The organism is Pantoea sp. CTOTU49201 (assembly GCF_032054795.1).
Taxonomy (GTDB): domain Bacteria; phylum Pseudomonadota; class Gammaproteobacteria; order Enterobacterales; family Enterobacteriaceae; genus Pantoea; species Pantoea symbiotica.
The window spans coordinates 1-1,587 of sequence record NZ_DAMBSA010000390.1 but is presented as its reverse complement, the minus strand read 5'-3'; the positions used below and the strand labels follow the sequence as shown (position 1 = coordinate 1,587).

General features: G+C 47.3%; 2 protein-coding genes and 1 pseudogene. 2 read left to right on the top strand and 1 reads right to left on the bottom strand.

What is annotated here, in order from left to right; all coding sequences use genetic code 11:
• Positions 1-268: pseudogene (locus RTY00_RS20670) on the bottom strand (sugar ABC transporter substrate-binding protein); the annotation flags it as partial.
• 674 nt (positions 269-942) lie between these two features.
• Here RTY00_RS20670 and ydgT point away from each other — a divergent pair.
• Both ydgT and RTY00_RS20660 read left to right on the top strand, forming a co-directional pair.
• Positions 943-1,158 (top strand): transcription modulator YdgT, encoded by a 216-nt coding sequence (ydgT, locus tag RTY00_RS20665; RefSeq protein WP_312665923.1) that lies wholly within the window; start codon positions 943-945, stop codon positions 1,156-1,158.
• Positions 1,159-1,268: 110 nt separating this feature from the next.
• The coding region (locus RTY00_RS20660; RefSeq protein WP_312665922.1) for a DUF2569 domain-containing protein at positions 1,269-1,587 on the top strand (319 nt) is incomplete at its 3' end.

Genomic DNA, 1,587 nt, shown 5'->3' with positions numbered 1-1,587 from the left:
GCACCACTGGCGCAATGAAGATGGCATCAACGCCCTGCGCAATGAACGAGCGCACCGCTTTGATTTGGTTCTCTTGTTTCTGTTGACCATCGGCGATTTTCAGTGTGATGCCGCGCTTTTGCGCTTCACTTTTTGCCACATTGGTTTCTGCTGAACGCCAGCCAGATTCCGAGCCAACCTGTGAGAAGCCCACCGTCATATCAGCAGCCAACACCGACGTACTCAGTGCCGAGCTCACCATGGCGGTCAAGAGTAAACGTTTCCACATAATTTCAATCCTCTGAAGGGAGTGTGTTGTAGGGGTACAAAACGCGAATTAAGCCTGGCTGAAAAGCGCGTAAACAAGCGCGACTTACTTCACAAATCAGAGTGAATTAAAGGAGTTACGCGAACGTGCAAGGCTTTAAGGAGAGTGCCGTTATGGACAAAATGCCTGCTAATTATTGCGCAGGTGGTTAAATAAATGTAATAAACAGAATCGGTTATGTTTCTCACTACTGAAAACGATTACAGCGGGTACGTAAAGAATGGTTATTCTCTGTCCGGACAATCAATTATTGGTTTTGTGACTGCTCGCACAGATTGTGAGTGCTGGTTTCATGGCGTGTGCATAAATTTGCCGACCAGTCGCGAATAATTAGCGGATTCGTCAGCAGCACGATCGGAAATAACTATTATAGAGACGGATAAATAATGGCTAACCAGTATGGATTAATTAGTGTGAGATTTTCTCACATACCCGCTAATTACCGGCCTGAATTTGCCTTAAATCGCTTTTCAAATACGCGTTTAAAACCTTTAAAAGGCAAAAAAGTGTCGTTTCATGAGCGAATTAGCGCATGTTGTCTGAATTTTGTATTTTTTTACAAGTCGCGTATGGACTCTCGCTGCGTGCTCCCTATACTTGGGCACTTCCGAGTACTTTATATTTAAATGGCAATCATGACTGCGTTAGATTACCTGCTGAAATTCCGCAAAGTGAATAATCTCGATAGTCTGGAAAAACTCTACGACCATCTTAATTATTCGCTGACTGATGATAGTGAGATCATCAATATGTATCGCGCTGCCGACCATCGACGTGCTGAACTGGTCTCTGGCGGACGTCTGTTCGACATGGGCCGCGTGCCTAAAACCGTTTGGCGTTACGTGATCTAATTGATTTATCCCCTCTTTATCTGCGCTCTTGCGTTGTCCAGGTCGGGCGTGCCCCGTTTGGACATGATACGCTCTGCATCGCCCTCTTTTCTGCAAACAGGATCTTCCCGATGACCGAACAGGTGTTCCCGCCGCGTATCGCTGGCTGGTTATTGCTGCCGCTGGCGTGGCTGATCATGACCATGCTGACCAGTGCGCTGGTGGTGGCGATGTATCTGAGCCCGCTGTTCAATCCCGAATTGCGCACTACGCTGTTTTCACACGGCGGCATATTGCTCACGCAATGGTCAATTTCACTGCTGACCGCCGCAGTGGTTTGGCTTTATAGCATGTGGGTGTGCTGGATTTTCTGTAAACGTTCGCGTCGCTTACCGCGCCACTACATTCTGTGGCTGTTGATGACGATTTTGCTGGCGTTAAAAACCTTTG